Source organism: Streptomyces flavusporus, assembly GCF_046267975.1.
Taxonomy (GTDB): Bacteria; Actinomycetota; Actinomycetes; order Streptomycetales; family Streptomycetaceae; genus Streptomyces; species Streptomyces flavusporus.
Map to the genome: position 1 here is coordinate 1,719,107 of NZ_CP176503.1, position 16,354 is coordinate 1,735,460.

Genomic DNA, 16,354 nt, shown 5'->3' on the forward strand with positions numbered 1-16,354 from the left:
TCCAGCGCCGGGTCAAGGGCGAGAGCTGTCCTCCACCTTCTCGAAGAAGAACTCGTGCTTGAGAAAGGAGACGTCGTACTCGTGACCCGACTCGGGCGGCAGCAACTGGGAGGCCTGGAAGAGGCGCCACCCGTCGTGCAGCGCGGCAAGCCCGGTGGGGTAGGGCGGCTCGTCACTGTCACCGGTCGTCGGACGGGTCCGGCCGGTCCCGTCGTACCGGGACCAGCCCACGACATCGGAGTCGAGCGCCGACGACGAGAGATAGAGGACCAGAACCTGCTGCCTCATGCGTGACTCCTCACGGCCGGACGGTTGCTGACGCGCGTGACCCAGTAGTCGATGTCGAACGAGTCGTCGCCGGTCAGGGCCCGCCACAGCAGGACCCGGTTGTAGATCTCCAGCCGCGCGGTCGCCTGCTCGTACCAGGGGAAGTACGTGTTGAGCTCCGCCGTCACGGCCGGGTCCTCGAGGTCGGAGGTGTCCCAGAGGCGCACCTGCGGCACCGTCGGATTCAGGCGGAGTTTGTACATGTAGCGACGGCGGGCCGTGTCGTTGCGGCGGCCACCGTGCCAGATGCCGTGGTGCACGAGGACGACCGTGCCCGCCGGGCAGGTCAGCCGTGTCTGCCCCCTGAGGTTCTGGACCCGGCCGACGTCCGTCTCGTTGATCCTGCGCAGATGGCTGCCGGGCACACTGAGCGTGCCGCCCATGTCGGCGGTCACCTCGTGCGGGTAGTACATGAGCTGGATGTCGAACGCATCCGGCCGCACGTCGATGATCGCGTCTCCGTGCAGCGGCTGCGCCTGTCCCTCGTGCGGCTCGCGCACATGCACCGCATGGTGGTCGACGGTCGGCTCGGGCCCGACCAGGCTCTCCACGGCGCCGGCGACGACCGGAAGGGCGAGCAGCTCATGGACGAAGGTGTCCTGCGCGAACGCCTTGCCCAGCGGAGTGCCGTAGGACACCTCCGGCAGGCCCTCCGTCAAGGCCGCGACGGCCCGTTGATTGATCTCCTCCGGCACCACCCCGTCCAGGCGCAGAAATCCCTGCGCGACGAAGCGTGCCACCTGAACCGATGTCAGGAGCTGTTTGCTGGTTGACATACGACGAACGTACGGGCCGACTCCCGCTCCGTCGTGGGCTGAAATCGTCCACTGCTGGTAATTTCTCGTCCTCGTGAAGCTCGTAACGCTACGGCTCGACGAGGCGCCCACCGTGGTCGGTGCAGGCATCGGCGTGCACGGCGTCTCCACCGCGCACGACGTCTTCCGGCTGCCCGACCTGTGGCAGCTGCACCTCTACCACTACGAGGGCGCACTGTCCCTCGGGCAGTCGGTCCAGCCCATACGCCCCGGCCACGTCAGCCTCGTACCGCCGAACACCGAGGTGCACTTTCACTACCGGGGCAGGTCGGAGCACTTCTACGTCCACCTGCGGCTGCACGACGGCGGAACCGCGCGCATGGTCCCGGTGATGCAGGACGCCGCGGCCGAGAGCACACGCCTGGCCGATCTGCTCCGACACGCCGTGACGGCCATGCCGACTTCTCCCCCGCGAGCCACGGCCGAGGTCTGGACCGCTCTGTGGCGCATCGCCGAGTTGCCGAGGGGCGATGGAGCCGGGCGCCGCCACCCCTTCGTGGCAGCCGCCCAGGCCTACGTCGAGGAACACCTGGCCGGCCCGCTGTCCGTACCGGACGTCGCTCGCGCCGTCGGAATCTCCCACACACACCTGACGCGCGTGTTCCGTGCCGAAACCGGCCTCACGGTCGTGTCGTACATCCGGCACCGACGCCTTCAACGCGCCCGCCACCTCCTGTTGTCCTCCACCCTGTCCATCACCGCCATCGCCGCGGCCGTGGGCATCGCCGATCTCCAGGCCTTCAACAAGGCCTGCCGCCGCGAACTCGGCGCGAGCCCGCGTGACGTACGTGCGGCTGCCCCTGCGGGGCCGGACGGCCCAGGACCGTAAGCGGTGCCGACGGACAGCTGCCGTCGGCCCGGCAGGTGGCGTCCACGAAGCCGGCCCTGGCCGATTCGTTGGAAGGCCGCTCAGGCCCTGACCGCTGCGGGCATCACCACCGAGATCATCCCGCGGCTCCGCGAGGCGATCGATGAAGAGTGGACATGGGCCAACCACCCCATGCCCTGGTGCACCCGCGAGGAGATCCGGGGGTCTCCAACAAAGCCCAGAAGATCTACGACGACATCCGCTACGGCCGCCTGGTCATCCACGCCCACGCCGACGACGCCGGCACCGTGGTCGCCATCGGCACCTACTGCGACAGCGGCAAGAGCGTCTACCTCCACGGCGAGAACCATTTGCGGCAGATCACCGACACCTTCGACTCACCCGCCCAGGCCCTCGCATCCTTCGAGCGCCTCCAATGCGACACCATGCGCGACGGCCCCGCGCCGGCGACCGCCGCCGAGCGCCACGCCGCCGAAGCCCGCACCGCCCTCGGCACACCGGCCACAGCCTCCAAGTCGTCCGTCTCAGGACCAACGCTCGTGCCGGCCTTCGCCGCCGACCCCGCCGACCACGACGCCATCCTCGATGAGTTCCTCGCCACACACGCGGACTGGGAGAAGTGGCGCACCTGGTCCGACGACACGACTCACGCCATTCATGAATCACAGACCCTGCGCATGGAACGCGTCCACGAAACCCAAGTCCCGGACGTCCCTATAACGGGGGGACGCTGGGCTGCTCTCGCAGGGCCGGGTCGGCTATGACCAGGACAGCCTTGAGCTGGTTGATCGCCTGGGTACGGGCCCTGACCGCGGAGACGTTCGCGAGTTTGAACATCCGGGCGCTGTGCACCGGACCGTCGCCAGTCTTGGCGCGGGCCTGGGCGCGGCCACTGAGCACGGCCCGCGCAGCAGCCTGCGTATCGAGCGGGTCCGACTTCCCGAGCAGACGGCGCGCTGTGCGGTCGGGCCAGCGCATCACAGGAACACGGACCGCATGAGGCGCCGACCGCATCGTGCGCGTCAGCGCAGCCGACCTCACGACGAAGCCGCACCGGAGCGCTCCGGTGCGGCTTCGTCGTCTCACGGCTCCGCGCAGAGGTCCCGTCAGGATGGTCCCCGGCGGGGCCTCGCCGTATCACCCGCTATCACACAGCCCCTATGAGCGGGGTGCCGACTGTAGCTGTTTGACCAGGTGGAAGACCTCGCGGGCCGCATAGCGTTTGAGGCAACGGACGATTTCACGCCGGGTCTTGCCCTCCTTGATCCGCCGCTCGTAGTAGTCCTGGGTACGCGGGTCGACCCGCAGACGGGTGAACACGATGCGATGCAGCGCGGCGTTGGCCTGCCGGTCGCCGCCACGCTTGAGACGGCGGAACTGCCGACGCCCCGAGGAACGCTCAACCGGGCTGACACCGCACAGCGCGGCGAACGACGCCTCACTGTCCAACCGTTCCGGGTTGTCCCCCACTGTGATCAGCAGAGCGACCGCCGTGTCCGGACCGATCCCCACCACATCGAGCAGCTGCGGGGCATGCCGTTCCACAAGCCGGGTCAGACGAGCCTCAACGTCCCGGATCTCCTCGGAGAGCCGGCCGATCCGGTGAGCCAGCAGGCCCAGCGTGATCCGGGTGGCCTGCACCACCGACTCCGCGCCGCCCTCCTCGCGACCACGCGCATCGGTGAACTGTGCGCAGGTACGGAAGAGTTCGGCATTGCCCAGTCCGGCCATTTCCTCCCGCAAGACGGGGTCCGCCGTGACGAGGACGGACTTGAGCTGGTTGATGGCCTGCGTGCGGGCTTTGACGGCCGACACTTTCGTGAGTTTGTACATTCTCGCGATCTGCACCGGCCCGTCGCCCGTTTTGGCCCGGGCACGGGCCCGCCCGCTCAACACGGATCGCGCCGCGTTCTGGGCATCGAGCGGATCCGACTTGCCGCGCCGACGACGATCCGCACGGTCCATCCGATTCACGTCAAACACGTCTATGCCCTGGGCCAGCAAATAGCGAGACAACGACGCTCCGTATGAGCCGGTCCCCTCCACTCCGGCCCGCCTCACGATTCCCCACTTCCTGGCGCACTTCAGCAGATCGCGGTATCCCGCCGCGGTGGCCGGGAACTCATCGGTGGCAAGGACTGCCCCTGACACGGAAAGCACCGCAGCCACGTGAACATCCCGGTGCGTATCCACCCCCAGCACCACCTCCCCCGCAGGGCGGCGGGTCCGCGGAACCGACGACGTACTGGGCACGGTCGAACTGGACATGCCCGTCCCGTTCCTCCCTTCCGGTCCGATGACGTGTCGCGTTGCCGGTACCAGGCCGCGTCAGACGGTCAGAATCGTGAGGACGCCACAACAATCGGCAGGCCCCTATCGGGACACACCCCGCCGGCCCGGCACCGACAACGCACCATCCCCGGCCAAAGGCCGACACCGTGTGATCGAGACACTTCGGTCAGAGAAATCATGAGTCAGACCACGGACCCGGGACAGCACCCGCCCATCCTCCCGCCCCTCATCTCGCTACCGCTCAGGAACCGAAGGACATGCTCAATCCCCTTCACGCACACCCCGAACCTGATCCCGACCGAGCACAACAGCGCACGAAGGGGAGCTGCGCGATCAGGGGTCGCCAGCAGCAAGTGCGGCGCATGAACAAGTACGTACTCAAGATCTCCCCGCTCCAGCCGGAGTTCCGCCGCGGCATGCTCCACGCCGTCAACCCGGTCGGCGTGGTCGCCTTCGTGGCCGCCTCCGGCCTGTCCACCGCCATGTACTTCCACGCCCTCGGCGACACCCTCCAGCCGTACTCTCCTGTCGCCGCCGCCGTCATCGCCTTCGTACTCACGCCGCTGATGGCGATCGCCACCAAGGGCGCATGTACGGGTCGGCTAGTGTCCTGAGTCGTTAATTCGTGTGCAGTATGCGGCAAGGGTGTCGAGGATGTCGTCGGCGGTCTTCGTCCAGACGAACGGCTTGGGGTTCCGGTTCCACTCGTTGATCCAGCCGCGGATGTCCCGTTCCAGTTCGACGACGCTGCGGTGGGCCGAGCGGCGGAGTTTGCGGCAGGTCAGCTCGGCGAACCAGCGCTCGACGAGGTTGAGCCAGGACGCCGAGGTGGGAGTGAAGTGCAGATGGAAGCGGGGGTGCCGAAGCAGCCACTTCTTGACCGGCTCGGTCTTGTGGGTGGCGTAGTTGTCCAGGACCAGGTGGAGTTCGAGGTGCTTGGGAACGGCTGCGTCGATGACCTTCAGGAAGCGGAGGAACTCCTGGTGGCGGTGGCGGCGGTAGTGCTGGGCTATGACCGAGCCAGAGGCGATGTCCAGGGCGGCGAACAGGCTGGTCGTGCCGTGCCGGACGTAGTCGTGCGTCATCTTCGCCGGCGTGGTCGGCGCCATCGGCAGCACCGGCTGGGTCCGGTCCAGGGCCTGGGTGAGTCGGCGGCGGGAGTTTCACCCGCCGCCGCTCTCAGAACCGTGCGTAAGCCTCTCGGCTTACACGGCTCCCATCGTCCAGTCGTTCGCGGTCACGGCTTGACGAACTTCCAGTGGGCGAAGAGTCCGGGGAACCGCCTGGCGTGACGGCTCAGGGCTTCACGCGCTCTGGCTCGTTTCCGTTTGAACCGCTTGTACTTGCGGACGAGCCACCGCACCAGGTAGTCGTTGATGCGGTTGAGGCTGGGGTACAACGCGGACGGATGGAAGCGCCCGAAGTAGTTGATCCAGCCCCGCACGACCGGGTTGATCTCCCGGGCGAGCTGCTCCAGGGTCGTCTCACTTCGCAAGTGCAGCCGCCAGCGGCGGATCTGCACCCGGATCTGCTTGGCGGCCTCGTCGCTGACGGCCGGGTTGAAGCCGAAGAAGAAGTCTCCGCGCTTCGTCCGGAGTTTCCGTACGCGAAACCCGTACCCCAGGAACACGAACGAGGTGTGCTCGGCCAAGCCACGCCTGTTCCTGTCCCTGCAATACACGATGCGGGTCTTCTGGGGATGCAGTTGCAGCCCCCCGCAGTCGGCCAGCCGCCCGGCGATGGCCTCACGCATCTGATGCGCCTGGACCTCGTTGCGACAGTGGACCACCACGTCATCGCAATAGCGCTCGAACTGGACGCCAGGGTGCTCCCGGGCCATCCAGGCGTCGAACGCGTAGTGCATGAACAGGTTGGACAACACGGGTGAGACCGCCGAGCCCTGCGGGCTGCCGCGGTCCCGGGCTTGCAGGCTGCCGTCCGGCCGCTGGAGCGGGGCCTTGAGCCACCGCTCCACATACAGCAGGACCCACCGCTGGTCGGTGTGGTGCGCGACCGCCTTGAGGACGAGATCATGATCGAGGTTGTCGAAGAAGCCCCGGATGTCCAGATCGATCACCCAGTCCGTCTTCCAGCACCGCTCCCGGCACACCGCGACCGCATCCAGCGCACTGCGGCGGGGCCGGTAGCCGTAGGAGTCCGGGTGGAACACAGGTTCCACCAGCGGCTCCAGCACCATGGCCACCACCGTCTGCGCGATTCTGTCCGCAACCGTGGGCACACCGAGGATCCTGACCCCGCGTCCTCCCGGCTTGTCGATCTCCACCATCCGCACCGGCGGCGGGAAGTAGCAGCCCGACGACATGCGATTCCACAGCTTGTAGAGGTTGCCCCGCAGGTCAGCCTCGAACTGCTCGATCGACTCGCCGTCGACGCCCGCCGCTCCCTTGTTGGCCTTGACCCTCAAGTACGCCTCGAACACCAGGTGTTTCGAGATCCCGAACGACTTTGGTCCGCTCGTCCGGCTCATCCCGGGCACTCCGGTTGACCGCCAAACAGACCCGGACGACCCGTCCCCTTCGCTCCACCCGCATTACCGGGCTTCACCACTACTACGAGACGGTCCGCCCCCGTGCCCCGCTTCGGTACTCGGCCCCTCGCGGTCTTGTCCGCTTGGAGCACTCCCTCTCGCCGCCGGCCCACCGGGCCGACCGCAGTATCGGGGCGACAGGTTCCCACGTTCCGTGCAAGAGCCCGGGCCAGGCTCGCGCCGCCTCCATGCCGGACGCCATCCGGGCAGTCGGCAGGCTCCCCCCGGACTTGTCCCGGAGCCCAAATCATGCCCCGGTTTCGACGCCATTGAAGAAAGTTACGACACGTCGTCAGCGGTTCGCTCACGCTCGCCTTCCTGACCCACACCTGACGCGATCACTGCCGCGCCTTTTGCCGCAGCGCTCACCACGATCGGCACTTAACCGACGCAGCCTGCGGTGGTTTGGAGCCTCCCCCTGCAGGGCGACCCCGGAGGACCTATCTCCATCTCCTGCACAGCACCGCTTCCAGAAGCTGCTACATCAATGCCTCCTTCAGCGTTCGTGGCACACAATCTGCGACTTCTCGTCCACGCAGAGGACGATGGCCCGCTCGGGCGGGTCCAGGTACAGGCCGACGATGTCGCGGACCTTCTCGATGAACTGCGGGTCCTTCGAGAGCTTGAAGGTGTCCACCAGGTGCGGTTTGAGGCCGAAGGTCCGCCAGATCCGCGAGATGGTGGACTGGCTCAGGCCGCTGACCTTGGCCATCTCCCGTGTCGACCAGTGCGTGGCGTTCTTCGGAGTGGTCTCCAAGGTCCGCACGACCACCTCCTCCACCTTCTCGTCGCTCACCGTGCGCGGCGGGCCGGGTCGCGGCTCGTCGGACAGGCCTTGGAGCCGGTCGGCCGCGAACCGCTTACGCCACTTGGCCACGGTGACCGGGTGGACCCCAAGCTCCGCCCCCACCGCGGTGTTCGAGCCGCCCTCCGCGCACGCGAGCACGATCCGGCACCGCAACGCCAGAGCCTGCGAGGACGTTGCCCGCCGCGACCAGCGCAGCAGCGTCTCTCGCTCCTCATCCGTCAGGACCACCTCGACCGTCGGCCGACCCATACGCGCCATGAGCCCAGCCTACTTCTATAGCGAAATAAAGACTCAATACACTAGACGAGTCATTCCGAATGGTTAGTGGTCGTAGGCGACCAGTGATCGGGTGATCGGCTGGCGGGTCTTGTGGTTGTGCCAGATTGCTGCGGCCATCGCGAGGATGCGCTGGGCGACGCGGACTGCGACGCCTTCGAAGGTCCGGCCGCCGTGCTGTTCCAGGTCGAGCTGGCCCTTGAGAGTGTCGTTGACCGACTCGATCAGCTGTCGCACTGATTTCAGGAGGCTCTCGCCCTTGCGTTTCTTCTCACGCTTGAACGAAGGCCGCAGCAACTCGGCGCCCCTCAAGGCCAGATCGGCCTCGAACTCCTTGGAGGCGAAGCCCTTGTCCGAGATCACCAGCAGCCCAGGCCGGTCCGTGACCGTCTCCGGTTCACGGTCGAGCATCGCGGTCAGTACCTCGCGCTCGTCCATCTTCGGGGTCGCCAGAGCCCACAGGATCGGCATCCCGGCCGGGGTGCACACCAGGAACAGGCGCAGGCCCCAGAAGAACCGGCTGTGGCTGGCGCAGTACCCGTATCCGGCCCAGCCGGCCATGTCCGACCGCTTCACCGTGGGACGCGAGCGACCGCATTCCACGGGCGTGGAGTCGACGATCCAGTGGTTGTCGAACCAGAAGTCCGTGTCGGCGGCCAGCAGCCGTATCGCCTTCTTGACCAGCGGCAACGCGGCCCTCAGCCGCTTGTTCCAGCCCGGCTGCTTGGGCACGTACGGGAACATCGCGCCCAGCCGGGAGTCCACGAACCGCAGCCACCGCGACTCCGAAGTGAAACCCAGCAGCGCCTGCGCGACGGCGAGGCAGACGAGCTCGGAGTCCGTCAGCCGCGGCGGTCGGCCCAGCCACCGGGTGCCTCCGATCCCGTCGTCGATCTTCACGTACAGTGCGGTCAGCAGGGCGTCTAGGTTGTTCGTCACACAACGATCTTGGACGCCCTGTCTGCGTTCCCGGACGCACCGTCAGCATTCGGAATAACTCGTCTAGTGTCTTGTGATCCTGTTCATGGAACCTGAGGCGTCTGTGATCGTTGAGTCTGGTATGGATCTCTCCTCTGAACAGATTGCTGAGCTGCGGGAGTTGGCGGGTTCGCGGCATGTGCCGGCTGTCGTGGCGCTTCGCGCGCGGGTCGTGTTGTGGTCGGCCGAAGGGCGGCGGCGAAAGGACATCGCCGAGCTCGCCGGTGTGGCACCGCTGACGGTGGACCGGTGCAAGTCCCGCTATGCCGAGCGTGGTGTTGCCGGGCTGGAGGACAAACGCCGGGGCGGGCCGCGAACTCAGGTGCCGCCTCGGGTGCGGGCGCGGGTGATCGCCTTGACGAGGATGTCCCCGCCGGCGGATTCCGGGCTCTCGCACTGGTCGACGCGATCGCTGGCCGACCACTTGAAGCGGCGCGAGGGCATCTCGGTGTCCTGGCATTACGTTGCCCGCATCTGGCGTGAGGAGAATCTGAAACCGCACCGCTCGGGCACCTTCAAGATCTCGAAAGACCCGGCGTTCGCGGAGAAGGTCGCCGACATCGTCGGCCTGTACCTGGCCCCGCCCGGTGGCGCCGTAGTGCTGTCGGTCGACGAGAAGACGCAGGTGCAGGCGCTGGACCGGACCCAGCCGGTGCTGCCGGTGGCCTTCGCGGCCACCGAGCAGCGCACCCATGACTACGTCCGGCACGGCACCACGAACCTGTTCGCCGCGCTGAACGTCGCGACCGGAGAAGTGCTGGGCGAGTGCAAGCCGAGCCGGAACGGCGCGAACTTCCTGGCGTTTTTGAAGAAGGCCGTCAAGCCGCACGCGGGGAAGGAGATCCATGTCGTCCTGGACAACCTCTCCACGCACACCACCCCGGGCGTGAAGGCGTGGCTGGCGAAAAACCCGCACGTCCACTTCCATTTCACTCCCGTCGGGTCCTCGTGGCTGAACCAGATCGAGATCTGGTTCGGGATCATCACCCGGCAGTCCATCCGCCGTGGCACGTTCTCCAGCGTCAACGTCCTGGTCAAACAGATCCGCGACTACATCAACTCCTGGAACGAGAACGCGAAACCCTTCACCTGGACCGCCACCGCCGACGAGATCCTCGCCAAGGTCCGCCTCGTCCAGACCAGCGTGAAGAAACTCGTCAACAACAACTCGAAGTAACACAATCAGGATCACGAGACACTAGTGTCCTGCGCCGGGAATTCGATCAAGATATGCAGCGAGGCGTTGGAGGATCTCGTCGGCGTCCTTGGTCCAGATGAACGGCTTCGGGTTGTCGTTCCACTGGGCGACCCAGGCGCGGATGTCGCGTTCCAACGCCTGGAGGTTCTTGTGGACGCCTCGCCGTATCCGTTTGTCCGTCAGCAGTCCGAACCACCGCTCGTCGGGTAGGACCGCTGCATTGCTGCAGCGGTCCCCCCTCAGAACCGGCCGTGCCCGCTTTCCAGGCAACCGGCTCAAGCAAGCCCCTTGGGCTCGCGGGCGAACAGAAGTGCTGGTCACCGGCCGGGGCCAGTGGCCAGCCGACGCCGGCAGTGGGTGTGTATCAGGCGTGAGGCGGCGGGTTTGTCCGGCTTGCCGTTGCCCGCTTCGGCGGTGACCGCGTGTTTGCGGATCGCGATGCGGGTGACCTTGAGCCACTGCTCCCACTGGTCGGGAGTTTGCGGCTCGTGGTCGGCGTGCAGCAGCAGCCCTCCGCAGAGCGGACATCGGCCGTCTTGCATCTGCAACAGATGCAAGGTGCCCTTGCCCAGCGGGAGTTTGCCGCGGCGGCACCGCTTGGCCCAGAAGTCGGCCAGGGCGGGATCGTCGGTTGACGCCCTCCCTGGCACCATCCGGTGCCGGACGATCGGCGTCCAGGCGAACTTGTAGAGGTAGAAACCGCTGGTGCGGTCCCCGAATACCCATGTGTCCTGCCTGAACGGGTTGAACATGGCGAAGTACCGGGCAGTCACCCAGCGCATCGGCTTGTTCGGGTGGGAGAACTTGGCCCACTTGTAGACCAGTCTCCACACGTAGGCGTCCAGCGAGTTGAACGCCCGCTTGGACACCCCGATCCGGTAGTAGGCAGCCCAGCCCTTGATGATCGGGTTGAGCTTGGCGATCACCGCGTCGGCGTTGGCCCCTCGCAGGGCCAGCACCTCGGCGGCAAGCCGTTCCCGGATCCGCCGCAAGGCCGCGTTGCTCGGTTTGGTCAGCAGCTTGCTGCGGTAGCGTCGGATGTTGAACCCCAGGAAGTCGCAGCCCTCATCGAGGTGGACAATGCGCGTCTTGTCCTCGTTGAAGGCCAGGCCCCGGGGCGCGAGCCACACAGTCAGCCGCGCCTTGACCTGCTCGGCCTGTTCCCGAGAATGACACAGGGCGAGAAGGTCGTCGGCGTAGACGACCAGAACCGGAGAATCGCGCGCCAGAATCGTGGCATCACTGCCGAGATTCTGGTAGCGGACTCCAGCAGCCTTTCCCATGCCGTGCAAGGCGATGTTCAACAACGCGGGACTGATCACCCCGCCCTGGGGAGTTCCCTCCACCGTGGGGGTGAACCAACCTTTCTCGACCACACCCGCCTTCAGCCATCCGGCGATCATTCCCCTCCCGGGAAAGGAGCCCAATGACGCGAGCAGGTGATCGTGGTCGATTCGGTCGAATGCCGCTTTCAAGTCCGCGTCGAGCACCCACAAGCGTTTGGCGTTCTTGCCGCTCGCCGTCGTGTGGATGGCAACGATCGCGTCATGACAGCCACGGCCTGGACGGAAACCGTAGACCTTCGGTTCCAGCCGTGCCTCCCACTCGGGCTCCAGTGCATTCAGCGTCAGAGCTTGAAGGCATCTGTCGGCGATCACAGGAATTCCAAGTGGGCGCTGCTTCCCATTCGCCTTGGCTATATACACCCGCTTGACGGGCTTGGGCTTCCACGGGGCCGCGCCATGCTGGACCCAGTCGGCCAACTCGGCCTTTCCCTGGGGCAGCAGGACGACTTTCCCGTCGATGCCCGCCGTCTTGCGGCCAGCGTTGACTTCCGTGACCCGCCGCACACTCGCGAGTGTGTTGGCGCGGGAGCGGAGCATCAACTTCTGCAGATTCCTGACCTTGGCCAGGTCTCCTGCCTGCGATGCCGTGAAGATGCGTTGCCGCAGACGCCGTACGTCGTCCTCGACGGTCCGCCAGTCGATCGACGGCCAGTCGGTGATCTCGTCCTCCGGTCCGTTCGCCATGCCGGCTGCGGTCGCAGCGGCTTGCGCCGCCCCAGCCACGTGTGTCGTCACGGCGTCCAACTTGCCCTTCGGTTCAGGTGTCTTTGGTCATCGTTTCTTCACGGGCTCACCAGACCCACGTCAGCGCCCTTTCAGGCCGGGACATCGGCCCCTATCCGGCCAGTTATGCGGGGACCACCGACGGAGGTGTCAGCGCATGGTTCCCGGTTTCCTGTTGCCTTTCGGCGACCGGCATTCGCTTGCTGGGTCTTCCTGCGCCCGCTGGAGAGTTGGGCCTTCCTTGCGGTTGGCTTACCAGGTCAGAATTGCATTGCCTGGACTCCATCGGGGTTGTCACGTTCCGCATGAGAGAGATGCTGCCGGTGAGGGGGCCCTCTGCACCCCGGGGACGGCGGTGCACTCCCGACTGGCCAGATTTCCCCAGTCGGCGCCTGCCGATTTCCAGCGGCCAGTCCCTATCTCTCGCTGAAACGACCCATCGGCGAGAGTGCTCATGACGAGGCATCATCAAGGGTTCATTCGCATTCACCCGTCCGGCATTTCCCAGCCTGTAACCCCCGGATGGAACGAGGATCCTTGGGCATTTCCCCAGGCTTCGCACCCCGCGATTACTCACGACGCACGCTGAGGCGGGAACGAGCCCTGTGCACTGGCTCGGGAGCTACACCTTCGACATCAGTCGATCCTCCTTCGGTGAGTCCGCTCTTCTCAAGCGGCTTTCGTGTCGCACGACCTGGTTGAGCCAGGACGAGTAGGTGGGCGTGAAGTGCATGTGGAAGCGGGGGTGGGCCTCGAGCCACTTGCGAATGGTCGGGGCCTTGTGGGTGCTGTAGTTGTCGCAGATCAGGTGGACGTCGAGGTGAGCGGGCACCTCCTTGTCGAGTTTGGCGAGGAACTTCTTGAACTCGGCGGCTCGATGGCGGCGGTGAATGGAGCTGATCACCTCACCGGTGGCCACGTCGAGAGCGGCGAAGAGGGTGGTGATGCCGTGACGGACGTAGTCGTGAGTCCGGCGCTCGGGCATGCCCGGCATCATCGGCAGCACCGGTGCCGAGCGGTCCAGCGCCTGTATCTGGGACTTCTCGTCGACGCACAGGACCAGGGCCTTCTCCGGCGGATCGAGGTAGAGGCCGACGATGTCGCGGACTTTGTCGACGAACTGCGGGTCGTTGGACAGCTTGAAGGTGTCCACCTGGTGCGGCTTGAGGCCGAAGGTCCGCCAGATCCGCCCCACGGTGGACTTCGACAAGCCGCTCTCGGCCGCCATGGAGGCTCGCGACCAGTGCGTGGCGTCCTTCGGGGTGCGCTCCAAGGTAGCCACGACGAGTGCCTCGACCTCCTCGTCGGAGATCTTGCGCGGGGCGCCGGGACGCGGCTCGTCCGCCAGACCGTCCAGGCGCGACTCCAGGAAACGGCGGCGCCACTTGCCCACCGTCTGCGGCCAGATGCCCAGTTCGGCGGCCACCTGCTGGTTCGACTTTCCCTCCGCGCAGCCCAGCACGATTCGGCACCGCTGAGCCAGAGCCTGAGCCGAGGTCGCCCGCCGAGACCAACACACCAGCGTCTCGCGCTCGTCGTCGGTCAACGTCACCTCGGCCACCGGCCGTCCCATGCGCGCCATGCGCGCAAGGCTACACATATTCAACGAACTTCAGGCGCAGGACACTAGGGCGTCGTGCCGTACTGGGAGGACCCCGCCCCGAGCTCGACCTGTCCAGGGTTGGGGCCGGGGCGGGGGCTTGCGGACCCCGCCCGCCGGAGTCTTGCGGGACACCGACGGGCGGGGCGTTCGGGGCGCGACCCTGACCCTGCGGTCGCCATGGGGCCCCTTCGCGCCGGGGCAGGGCGGCCGGTCAGCGGCGGCGGGGCGCGTTCGCGCAGCGGCAGTGGATCCGGCCAGCCCGTGCCGCGCCGCCGGAGGGGCTGACCTTGTCGTACGGCACCCAGGCGTCGCCTGCCTCGATCGGCTTGTCGCAGACCAGGCACATCGCCACGCCGGTCAGCGCGTCGTAGTGGTCGCACAGGGCTACGACGGACCGGGCGAGCCGCCTGACACGGTCGACCTCGCCGTAGAGGCCCGCAGCCTCGGGCTCCTCCAGACGCCGCCGGGCCTCGCCGACAGCGGCCAGTGCCACCTTCGCCGGAACGTCTTCCGGGGGCAGGACTTCGGCGAGCTGCTCGATCTGCGGGATCAGCTGCCCCAGGTAGTCGTGGAAGCCCTGGCTGAAGAGCTTCACGCTCTGGTGGCGCGGCACCGTGCGCTGGTCCAGGAGCCAGGTCGCTGCTGCGCGCATCGTGGCGGTGGACTGCGCGGGAGTCTCGGTCTCGTCGCGGGTGGCGTTCACTGGGCAGCTCCCGCCTGGCGGTGGACGGGGCAGGCGCACGGCGCGAGCTGGGTGTTGAGCGCTTCGAGGGCGGGCTCGTACCCGTGCGGCACGCTGACCGTGGCGCGCGGCGGGCTCACCACGACCCCGTCCCGGCTGACCGTGTACACAACACCTCGATGGTCATCTTGGCGCCCTGTGCGCGCCCCGGGGGTGGGGCAGTAACGTTCGGCATGTCGACGCTCCTACGTAGCGTTGGCCATGCCCCGGGAGGTCTCACCACCTCGCCGGGGTCTAACGCTTTGACCATAGGGGCGCCCGTGCGGTGCCGCCGACCGTAATCCGGTCGCTACTCTCAGGCAGCCAGGATGCCTACCTTCTCCGCCAGTTCGGCGGCCCGGCGACGACGGGGAGCCTGCGTCGACTCCACCTCCTCCAAGAGGATCACCCTGGCGTAGCCGTTGTAACGGATCGTCTCAGGCGCGGCCTCGTACGCCTTCTCCAACGACGCGACGGCGACGTCGGGCTGGTTGTCGAGCTGGTAGCCCCTCGCTTCCTCGATGCGGTGCCGGGCGCGCCGCGGGCGGGACTTGATGACGCTCTGGTCTGCCCTGGCTGCCTGCCGGACGGACTCGCCGCCCTGGTGCAGCTCGACAGCCACGGTCACCGCGTGCGCGCCCATCACGGCCCGGCTGAAGCTGGTGACCGGGTGGTAGTACTCGGCAGGCAGCCGCGCAGCCATGTCGTTCGCCTTGTCCCAGTGCCGCCACGCCGTACCGGTCTCCCTTCGGCGGGCCGCGGTGTAGCCAAGTTCGAACTCCAGGGCGCCGGCGATCGCCAGCACATCGTCCGGGGCGTCAGGCAGTAGAGGCTCCAGGAACCGGACCGCTTCGCGGTTGACGGAGTCGGCCGCCTCGTAATGCCTCGGTCCGCTGTCGCGGTGGGCCTGCGCCAGCAGCCAGGAAGCAACGCCGATGGTGTGCGGGTCCTCGCTCTCCTGGGCGGCGATCATGCCGCGCTCAGCGACCCTCCAGAGCAGGGAACTGTCGGGCTGGTAGGCGATGAAGAACTGCGACAGCGAGTACGTCTGGGCAAGGAGGGACTGTGCCTCGCGCCGCTCGGCAGCGCTGTCGGCGTGCCGTACAAGGGCTTGGGCGTCCCGGATCAGGTCGGGCAGCAGCTTGCCGATCGCCTCGCGGTGGTTCTTCGACGCGTGCCGTGCCTTCCACGCAGCGTGCAGCCGGGCCTCGAGGTGTGCCACGGGCGGCGGCTCAACTCCCGCGGTGAGCGGGAAGCTGTCGATGGCTGCCTTCACGGAAGCGAGGCGCGGGTGGCCGGGGCCGATGAACAGGTCAATGTGTGCCTCCGGCCGTCCTGTCAGGTCAGCAAGGTCGCGAACCCGGAGTACCTCGGCGATGCGCAGGACCGTCTCAAGGCCGGGTGCCTTCTGCTGTCCGTTCTCAATCTTGCGGTACGTGTGCGGTGACATACCCAGCAGATCAGCGACCTGCGACTGGGTCATCCCCCGGCGCTCGCGCAGGATTTGAACCCGCTGACCGAACTTCAGCGGATCGGCGTACGGGTCCGGGGTAGCATCTTGAGACATCACGGCCTTGCCCCTCCTAGCAGCTTCGTCACTGCCAGAGTAGGGGCAGGGCCGGTCTCATGTGAGGCTCCGCTCTAACGCGCATTCCCGCTTGACGCTCCCCTGCGAGCCGGATGCCGCGCGCGTCCGGGCTCGCGGACGATGGCGCCCTTCTCCTCGATCTTCACCAGCTGCTCGTGGACGGACGCCCGGCCGCGCAGCCCAACCGCCCGGCCAATCTCCACGACGGTCGGCGCCTCCCCATGCTCCGTGATCCACTCCCGAATGCACTGCACGATGCGTTCTTGCTGGTCGGTGAGGTGGTCCACTCGCTGTCTGGCCAT

The 16,354-nt window shown here is 67.0% G+C and carries 13 protein-coding genes and 5 pseudogenes; 4 read left to right on the forward strand and 14 right to left on the reverse strand.

What is annotated here, in order from left to right; all coding sequences use genetic code 11:
* Positions 1–12: 12 nt before the first annotated feature.
* Positions 13–288, reverse strand: a complete 276-nt coding sequence (locus ACKTSN_RS08385; protein WP_409468514.1) for a hypothetical protein — start codon at positions 286–288, stop codon at positions 13–15.
* Positions 285–1,103 (reverse strand): phytanoyl-CoA dioxygenase family protein, encoded by an 819-nt coding sequence (locus ACKTSN_RS08390; RefSeq protein ID WP_409468515.1) that lies wholly within the window; start codon positions 1,101–1,103, stop codon positions 285–287. The genes ACKTSN_RS08385 and ACKTSN_RS08390 overlap by 4 nt, the downstream gene beginning before the upstream one ends.
* 73 nt (positions 1,104–1,176) lie before the next feature.
* On the opposite strand from ACKTSN_RS08390, the gene ACKTSN_RS08395 reads away from it, so the two are divergent.
* Positions 1,177–1,971: an AraC family transcriptional regulator gene (locus tag ACKTSN_RS08395; protein ID WP_409468516.1), complete on the forward strand. Its 795-nt coding sequence runs from the start codon at positions 1,177–1,179 to the stop codon at positions 1,969–1,971.
* Positions 1,972–2,126: 155 nt separating this feature from the next.
* A complete protein-coding gene (locus tag ACKTSN_RS08400) occupies positions 2,127–2,735 on the forward strand; it encodes a hypothetical protein (protein WP_409468517.1) in 609 nt (202 codons plus the stop codon).
* Between the two features lie 394 nt (positions 2,736–3,129).
* On the opposite strand, the gene ACKTSN_RS08405 is transcribed toward ACKTSN_RS08400, so the two are convergent.
* Positions 3,130–4,239 carry an IS110 family transposase gene (locus ACKTSN_RS08405; RefSeq protein ID WP_409468518.1) on the reverse strand — a complete coding sequence of 370 codons (1,110 nt, stop codon included), beginning with the start codon at positions 4,237–4,239 and terminating at the stop codon, positions 3,130–3,132.
* 386 nt (positions 4,240–4,625) lie between these two features.
* Between ACKTSN_RS08405 and ACKTSN_RS08410 the strand changes: the two are divergent.
* Positions 4,626–4,850 (forward strand): annotated as a pseudogene (locus ACKTSN_RS08410) (allantoin permease); the annotation flags it as partial.
* Positions 4,851–4,865: 15 nt separating this feature from the next.
* Here ACKTSN_RS08410 and ACKTSN_RS08415 read toward each other — a convergent pair.
* The 4 genes and pseudogenes from ACKTSN_RS08415 to ACKTSN_RS08430 all read right to left on the reverse strand — a co-directional run.
* Positions 4,866–5,405: pseudogene (locus ACKTSN_RS08415) on the reverse strand (IS630 family transposase); the annotation flags it as partial.
* Between the two features lie 95 nt (positions 5,406–5,500).
* Positions 5,501–6,751 (reverse strand): group II intron reverse transcriptase/maturase, encoded by a 1,251-nt coding sequence (ltrA, locus tag ACKTSN_RS08420; protein WP_409468519.1) that lies wholly within the window; start codon positions 6,749–6,751, stop codon positions 5,501–5,503.
* Positions 6,752–7,325: 574 nt separating this feature from the next.
* Positions 7,326–7,877, reverse strand: a pseudogene (locus ACKTSN_RS08425) (IS630 family transposase); the annotation flags it as partial.
* A gap of 63 nt (positions 7,878–7,940) precedes the next feature.
* Positions 7,941–8,834: an IS982 family transposase gene (locus ACKTSN_RS08430; RefSeq protein WP_409468485.1), complete on the reverse strand. Its 894-nt coding sequence runs from the start codon at positions 8,832–8,834 to the stop codon at positions 7,941–7,943.
* 121 nt (positions 8,835–8,955) lie between these two features.
* On the opposite strand from ACKTSN_RS08430, the gene ACKTSN_RS08435 reads away from it, so the two are divergent.
* Positions 8,956–10,050: an IS630 family transposase gene (locus tag ACKTSN_RS08435; RefSeq protein WP_409468486.1), complete on the forward strand. Its 1,095-nt coding sequence runs from the start codon at positions 8,956–8,958 to the stop codon at positions 10,048–10,050.
* A 21-nt stretch (positions 10,051–10,071) separates the two neighbouring features.
* On the opposite strand, the pseudogene ACKTSN_RS08440 reads toward ACKTSN_RS08435, so the two are convergent.
* The 7 genes and pseudogenes from ACKTSN_RS08440 to ACKTSN_RS08470 form a co-directional block, all read right to left on the reverse strand.
* Positions 10,072–10,272 (reverse strand): annotated as a pseudogene (locus ACKTSN_RS08440) (IS630 family transposase); the annotation flags it as partial.
* A gap of 116 nt (positions 10,273–10,388) precedes the next feature.
* On the reverse strand, positions 10,389–12,101 hold the full coding sequence (gene ltrA, locus ACKTSN_RS08445) for a group II intron reverse transcriptase/maturase (RefSeq protein WP_409467920.1): 1,713 nt from the start codon (positions 12,099–12,101) through the stop codon (positions 10,389–10,391).
* A gap of 724 nt (positions 12,102–12,825) precedes the next feature.
* Positions 12,826–13,722: pseudogene (locus ACKTSN_RS08450) on the reverse strand (IS630 family transposase); the annotation flags it as partial.
* A 232-nt stretch (positions 13,723–13,954) separates the two neighbouring features.
* Positions 13,955–14,446 carry a DUF6415 family natural product biosynthesis protein gene (locus tag ACKTSN_RS08455; RefSeq protein ID WP_409468520.1) on the reverse strand — a complete coding sequence of 164 codons (492 nt, stop codon included), beginning with the start codon at positions 14,444–14,446 and terminating at the stop codon, positions 13,955–13,957.
* Positions 14,443–14,595, reverse strand: coding sequence for a hypothetical protein (locus tag ACKTSN_RS08460; protein WP_409468521.1), 153 nt, complete (start codon positions 14,593–14,595; stop codon positions 14,443–14,445). The genes ACKTSN_RS08455 and ACKTSN_RS08460 overlap by 4 nt, the downstream gene beginning before the upstream one ends.
* Positions 14,596–14,780: 185 nt before the next feature.
* Entirely contained in the window at positions 14,781–16,031 is a 1,251-nt protein-coding gene (locus tag ACKTSN_RS08465; RefSeq protein ID WP_409468522.1) for a helix-turn-helix domain-containing protein, read from the reverse strand.
* Positions 16,032–16,105: 74 nt separating this feature from the next.
* Complete coding sequence (locus tag ACKTSN_RS08470; RefSeq protein ID WP_409468523.1) at positions 16,106–16,354, reverse strand: hypothetical protein; 249 nt, start codon at positions 16,352–16,354, stop codon at positions 16,106–16,108.